This window comes from Pseudomonas sp. LM13, assembly GCF_041381355.1.
In the GTDB taxonomy this organism is placed as follows: Bacteria; Pseudomonadota; Gammaproteobacteria; order Pseudomonadales; family Pseudomonadaceae; genus Stutzerimonas; species Stutzerimonas frequens.
This window is the reverse complement of the sequence record NZ_JACBXH010000076.1, coordinates 1-6134: the sequence shown is the minus strand read 5'-3', so window position 1 is coordinate 6134 and position 6134 is coordinate 1. Positions and strand designations below refer to the sequence as shown.

General features: G+C 57.7%; 4 protein-coding genes and 1 pseudogene. 2 read left to right on the top strand and 3 right to left on the bottom strand.

The window, feature by feature from the left end; genetic code table 11:
• The first annotated feature begins 418 nt into the window (after window positions 1-418).
• Window positions 419-2179, top strand: a complete 1761-nt coding sequence (locus HZR81_RS22950) for a glycoside hydrolase family 15 protein (protein WP_037000675.1) — start codon at window positions 419-421, stop codon at window positions 2177-2179.
• Between the two features lie 51 nt (window positions 2180-2230).
• Here the strand turns inward: HZR81_RS22950 and HZR81_RS22945 are convergent, their stop codons facing one another.
• The 3 genes from HZR81_RS22945 to HZR81_RS22935 all read right to left on the bottom strand — a co-directional run bounded on the left by HZR81_RS22945 (window position 2231) and on the right by HZR81_RS22935 (window position 5286).
• Entirely contained in the window at window positions 2231-3229 is a 999-nt protein-coding gene (locus tag HZR81_RS22945) for an SDR family oxidoreductase (RefSeq protein ID WP_500129345.1), read from the bottom strand.
• 33 nt (window positions 3230-3262) lie between these two features.
• Window positions 3263-4657: a vitamin K epoxide reductase family protein gene (locus HZR81_RS22940; protein WP_500129344.1), complete on the bottom strand. Its 1395-nt coding sequence runs from the start codon at window positions 4655-4657 to the stop codon at window positions 3263-3265.
• Between the two features lie 299 nt (window positions 4658-4956).
• Window positions 4957-5286, bottom strand: a complete 330-nt coding sequence (locus HZR81_RS22935; RefSeq protein WP_032489165.1) for a four-helix bundle copper-binding protein — start codon at window positions 5284-5286, stop codon at window positions 4957-4959.
• 561 nt (window positions 5287-5847) lie between these two features.
• On the opposite strand from HZR81_RS22935, the pseudogene HZR81_RS22930 reads away from it, so the two are divergent.
• Window positions 5848-6134, top strand: a pseudogene (locus HZR81_RS22930) (RNaseH domain-containing protein); the annotation flags it as partial.

Here is a 6134-nt window from a genome sequence, read left to right as displayed (position 1 = left end):
GCCAGGTATCAACAATTTCATAAAGGTGATCTCCGTATTAAAGATTCGGCCGCTGCTACTGAGCCTGTTTCGATGGGCTAGGACCATACTTATGCCGCCTCTCAGACCATCTATTTCTGCAAATTTGTTCATATACCCTGTCATGAAGCTGAGCTAGTGATTACATTTTTGTAAGCATTTGGCTTTTCGACCGAGCGAACCGCGCACCCGGCATAAGCTGTCCATCATTAGGGTTAATAAAGCAGGCTTACCTCGGGTTGCTCTTCATGTCAGCTCCGAAGTATTTATAAACTCAACGCGAGCCTGCCGCTTTGAAGCAGCAGTCTAGACTGGCCTTTGAATCGCCTGTAAGCGCACCGACATGAAGAGAACTATGAGAATTGATCAGCAGCTGACAGCTGGAAAGGCAGAATATCCAATGATCGCTTCGCTGGCGGCCGTCGGTGATGGTCGCTCCATGGCATTGGTCGGCCCAGATGGCAACGTGGAATGGTTCTGTCCCCGGTGCTTCGATGGCACACCGCTGATTTGGCCGCTGCTCGATCGCGATCGTGGTGGGCGCCTGCAGCTGTCGACACCGGGTGACCTCAAAACGCATTATCTGGACGATTCTGCAGTATTGGAGTTCGAGGTGCACAGCGCGTCCGGGTCCGCCCGTGTCACGCTTTGTATGGAGTGGCCTGGATCAGACGATCAGCAAAGCTTGCTTTGGCAGGTAGACGGACTAGCTGGCCGTTGTGAGTTCACGCTGATGTTTGAGCCCCGTCCAGATTTCGGAAGCGTAGCCGGTGAGGCAAGCCTTTCGGCCGAAGGTTTAATCTATTCGTATCAGCGGCAACAGCTATTGCTTCAAGCGGACTGCGCACTGTATCCAGACGGTGAAGGCTGGCAGGGAGTCCTCTCAGTAGATGCAGGAGGGAGTGCCGGAATTTGTCTAAGCGTTTCCTTAGAGCAAGATGCCCCACCCGTTCCTGTATCGATTGAATCAGTGCCAGCTCGGATTGCGGCGACGTTGAAAGCGTGGCGTGACTGGTGTGCAGCGCTGGATTGCCCCGCTAGTTATCGGGCCGACGTCGTGCGTAGCGCTATCACTCTTAAGTTGCTGACATACGAACCCAGCGGGGCGGTTGTAGCTGCTGGAACGACATCCCTACCTGAACGCTTGGGCGGCGAGCGTAACTGGGATTATCGGTATACCTGGTTCCGAGACGCGGGGCTGACACTTGGTGCTCTCTTCGGCCTCGGTTGTCGAGATGAGGCACATCGTTGGGCCCAGTGGATGCAGCGAACCATTGAGCAGCATGGGACGCCGCTGGCCGTGCTATACGATGTAAACGGTGCTGCGCCGCCGCCAGAACGTAATATCGAAGGGGTTGATGGCTATCGCGGCTCGCGGCCGGTGCGTGTAGGTAACGCTGCCGACGGCCAGTTTCAGCTGGATGTTTATGGCGAGTTGCTGGAGTGCGTGAGCATCTGCGATAGCATGGGTGACGATGCGATGCGGGCGCACTGGCCTCATATGCGCGCCGCTGCTGATTTCATTGCCGCGCACTGGCAGGAGCCTGACCAAAGCATTTGGGAGATGCGCAGCGCGCCGCGCCACTATGTGCACTCCAAGGTTATGGCGTGGGCCGGCCTACAGCGTGCGCTTTGGCTGAAGCGCCGCCATGACCTAGATGGAGATGAGGAAAGCTGGGTCAATCAGGCCGAGGCTCTACGTCAGTTAGTCCTGCGTCGTGGTGTCAGCGCCGACGGCAGCCATTTCATCCGGGCCTTCGATGACGATAGGCTTGACGCCAGCCTTCTGCTGTTAGCACGTGTTGGTTTCATCGAAGGCAGCGACGAGCGTTTCATCAATACGGTCGATGCGATCCGTAAACAACTGGACGAAGGCGGCGTCGCGCTACGGCGCTACCCTGCTGAAATTTCGGATGGGCTACAGGGCCGAGAAGGCGCCTTCTTCATATGCAGCTTTTGGCTCGTCGAGGCATTAGTGCAAACCGGCCGGCCTCGAGAGGCAAAGGAATTTTTCGAACAGCTGCTGCAACGCAAGGGTGAGCACGGCCTGTTCGCTGAGGAGTTCGACACCCGAAGCGGCCAGCATCTAGGCAACATACCGCAGGCCTTTTCTCATGTGGGTTTGATCAATGCCGCACTGAGCCTCGGTTCTTTTGATTAACGTGCCCGCGTTCAACGGGCGCTTTTGCCTGATCCAATTGATGCGACCCGGCTAGCTGGCAATAGCAACAACTACCGCTACGCCAAACACCATTACCAACGCCAAGGCACCCGCAGCCAGCTTGCCCACGGTTTCGGAGCTTAGGCCCAGTGCCTTTCCTTTTGTCTGGTCGCCGAAGCGCCCTTCGAGGCGATGCAGCCCAACTACCGGCTGGAACAAGTTGTCCGGCTGTTCATCGCTAGCCGGTTCGTCGGTCATCTGCCCGTTCCAGGCCTGCTTGGCCATCATCCGATCAAGCAGGCCGGGCATGAACATATTGCCAATGATGGCCTGGAACGAGGCGCGCCCCAGCCAAAGTTCGCGGGGTGCGTCGGTCGCTGCACGGAGGATGGCGCGCGCGGCGACCTCTGGCGTATGGATAGGAGGGACTGGCTGCGGACGCTTTTGCATCTTGTTGCGCGACCAGTCGAACTGCGGCGTGTTGTGTGCCGGCAGCTGCACCATGGTCAGCCGTACGCGGCTGTTGGTATGGATCAGCTCGCAGCGCAGCGAGTCGGTAAACCCGCGGATGGCGAACTTGGCGGCGCAGTAAGCCGATTGCAAGGGAATCGCGCGATAGGAGAGGGCCGAGCCCACCTGGACGATGGTGCCTCGGTTGCGCGACTCCATATAGCGCAGCGCTGCCAGCGTGCCGTGAACGAAACCGAGATAGGTCACCTCGGTCACCCGCTTGTATTCCGCCGCGCTGGTTTTGTTGACCGGGCCGAACACCGTAGCCATCGCGGCGTTGACCCATATCTCGATCGAACCCAGCTCCGCCTCGATACGCTCGGCTGCCTTATCGACCGCCTCGGCGTCGGCCACATCCGCTGAAATCGCCAGCGTCATGGTGCCCTTTTCCTCCAGTTCAGCACGGGTATCGGCTAACCCCTCTTCGCCGCGGGCGATCACTGCGATGCGAAAGCCAGCTTGCGCGAACGCATGAGCTGTCGCTCTTCCTATGCCTGCGGTCCCGCCACAAATCACGGCGGTTTTTGCGCGGTCGGTCATGTTCGACTCCTGTGCTGGTTGGATTGCATTGGCTTAGCGCAACAGCGCGTTCCAGCCGGCATAACGGTGGTTAATCACCCCCTTCGGAAGGCTCAGCACTATTACCAGCAGACCAGCGATCAGGCTGCCGATCGTGGCGGCGAATCCTGCCCCGTCTAGAAACGAGGGCGCGGCGATCAACCAGGCGCCGATGGGAAGATTCAGAAACCGCAGCGGGCGAGCTACTTCTGCAAAGGCCAGCACCGAGACGGTGATCAGCAGCGAGCCCATCAGGTGATCACTGTTGGCCATCGCGCCGTCGGTGCCGAAGATCAGGCGGGTCGACATCAGCCAGACGCCTAGAATGCACAGCAGCGCGAGCCCCCAGGGAAGGTTCACTCCGCGAAGGCCTCTGAGAGTCATCGAGGAGAGGCTGCCGTCGAACTCCGGCGTATTGTCCTCACGGGCGCCTTCCATCGCATCGCCTTTGAAGAAAGTTCTCCAAAACGGTTTGCCACGGCGCCGCGCATCCTTGAGGAACTGGCACATGGCAACCAGTTCATCCAGCGCGTAAGGCATCATCACCAGCATAGCCAAGGCTTGAGCCAGGCAAAGCGTGCACCAAGTACCGATGAAGATCGGCTGGGCGATGATGAAGAAGATGCTCACGACGCCCAGGGGCACTACCACCACGCCGAACGCGGCGACCATCCACGGCATGGTCCGCCAGCGCCGGGCATCGCCCATCACCGCCATGAGGAGCTCGATCATATAGGCCATCACACCGATCCCGGCATCGGATACCGGCCAGGCGCGCGACATGTCCGAGGTAATGATGGTCTCGGTGCCGTTAGGTTCGGTGCCGAAAAAGGGATCCCAGGCGTTCGAGGTATGGCCAAGCTGATAAGCGGCCAGATAACGCGCGAGCAGAATGCCGATCACGGCGAGGATGGCTATTGGCAGGCGTTGCAGCCAAGTCGAAGGGTTGTAATCCCAGCCCGGCGGCACTGCAGCCTTTTGCATCATGCCCTGCATGCTCATGCCGGGCATCATCGGCACCAGAGTAGAGAAGGCGATCACCAGCCCACCGACCAGCAAGGCATTGCCGTAGCTCGCCGGGGATGGAGTCCAGAACAGCAGCGGCGCGAACATCAACCACAATCCCATGACCGTGTTGGCCCATTGCGCCCAGCTAATCCGTTTGAGCGAGAGGATGGCGAACAACACGATCAACGCGCCGCTGATGACGTCGTTCCAGGTCATCAGCAGCGCGCGAGTGGCGACCTCGGGTAGATCACGCTCGGTTGCGAGGCGTGGCAGGTCGAGGTCGCCCGGCGCTACGTTCATGTAGCCGAATATGAAGGGCGCACTCAGCACCCAAAAGCCGAGCAATACATTGACGAAGTGGCACCAAAGCGTCGCGATGTGGCGCCGCTCCATCATCTGCATATGCGCATCCATACCCATATCGGACGACATGGCGCCTTGGCGTAGATATTCCCCTTGATGCTCCATAGATCTAGTCCCCAGCACTGAAGTATTGGTTACGTTGCGGCAAGAGAAAAAGCGTTACGGTGTTGCGACCGCGTGCAGGTTTGGGTGAGCTCGGCCAGCGGATATCTAGGCCTTTTCTGCTAGCAAGTCAGCTGGCTTAGCTTCAACTGCACATGCTGGGATATAAGGTCATTCCGGCGAAGCTGCTCTGGCAACGAGATGACGAGCTTTGCCAGAGCAGCAAGTCGCGAATGTTACGCAGCCATGCGCTCGCATTCTTCAGCGCACTTCATGCACGCTTTGGCACACTCTTGGCAGTGATCCACTTGATGTTTCGCGCATTCCTCTCCGCATGCACGGCAGATCTTGGCGCAAAGGGCACAAAATTCTTTAGCGTAATCACTTTCGCGACTCATCAGTATGGCGGCCAACCTACAAATGTCCGCGCAGTCGCGGTCAAGCTCGATGCAGCGTGCCATCATTTTTACGTCATCCTCACGCAGGCAAGCAGAGGCGCACGTTTCGCACACAAGGGCACAGTTCGAACAAGCTTGGATACAGGAAGCGAACATTGAGTTTGTCATTGCGTTCTCCAGGGTTCGATAGTTGTATGTCGTCGGTGCCTACTAGCCAAATACCTCATAAGCGTATTAGCAGGCACTGAATTACGACACGCTCCTACCGAGCCCGTTTCGACCAACTTCATTACAATGCTGTAAGGTGCGCAACGGTACCGAATATGATGTATGCGGTGACAGTTGGAGACGATGAGCCAAACTTCCGATGGCTTAGCCGGCTTCGCTAGTCTGTTCTAGATAACCGGTGGGGTATGGGGAGCTCCCGGTCGCCACGACTGGGAGCATCCAATGGGGAACGGCCGGAGCGAAAGCCCTTAACTATGAGAGTCACTAGACCTGCGGCCTAATGGTTGTGAAAAGCCCTCCGGTACCGTTGCGTCGAATTAGGATGGCCTAAGACCGACCCCCTTTGCTTGTGCCGAGGCGTCTTTCTAAGAGCCTGGTCAGAACCGCTTAGGTACAGACATACCGGATGTTAGTGGTCGTGTTGCTTCCCGTCTGCGTGTACATGGTTTTTTGAAGGAGATTTGCCTTCTGAACGCGATGGTACTCGCAGCACACGCTGACGTGATGCTGCGGCTACATGCAGCCAGTACCACCCTGGCCCAGGACAGCAAGTTCTTCGATAAGGTGATGCCTCCTCTCGTGGCACTGACACGCCTGGATGTACCGGACGCGCAGCGAATGCTTGAAGGAAAACATGACAGCAACAGCCTAAACGACTGGCTAATGAACCATGTGGTGCCCGCTAGCAAGCAGGCTTCTGAAAATGGCGCAAAGGTAATGATCGTTGAGACCAGTACGTCCGCTGCCTCTCAGGAAGCAGGGCTAGACCCCAAGCACGTCATTCGAAG